Annotated in this window: 1 pseudogene; it reads right to left on the bottom strand. The window is 73.0% G+C overall.

Going from position 1 to position 359, the window contains the following annotated elements:
- Positions 1-359: pseudogene (locus tag GYB81_RS23925) on the bottom strand (tetratricopeptide repeat protein); the annotation flags it as partial.

Raw genomic sequence — 359 nt, 5'->3', positions numbered from 1 at the left:
CCCGGGCATAGTGCAGCGGCCCCGAGTGCGGCTGGCGGCGGATACCCTCGTGCAACAGCGTGACGGCTTCGCTGTCGCGGCCCGCGTTTTCCAGCCACTGGCCGAGGGCGACCCGCGCCGGAGCGAAGTCCGCGTCGCGGCGCAGGGCTTCCCGCAGGCTCGCCTCGACCAGGCCCGACCGACCGTCGGCCCGGTACAGGTTGGCCAGGTTGAGGTTGGCTTCGGCGCGCTCACGCTGGACGAGCTGGGCCCCTTCATACTCGTCGATGGCCCGCCGCCAGGCCGTACCATGCGTGCCGAGTTCGGCTATGGCGGGAAGCAGCGCATAGGCGGCGGACAGGCGCACCGCGCGCACCGGG

It is taken from the genome of Pseudomonas yangonensis, from assembly GCF_009932725.1.
GTDB classification, from domain to species: domain Bacteria; phylum Pseudomonadota; class Gammaproteobacteria; order Pseudomonadales; family Pseudomonadaceae; genus Aquipseudomonas; species Aquipseudomonas yangonensis.
The sequence above is the reverse complement of the archived record's forward strand: the minus strand, read 5'-3'. Positions and strand labels throughout refer to the sequence as shown.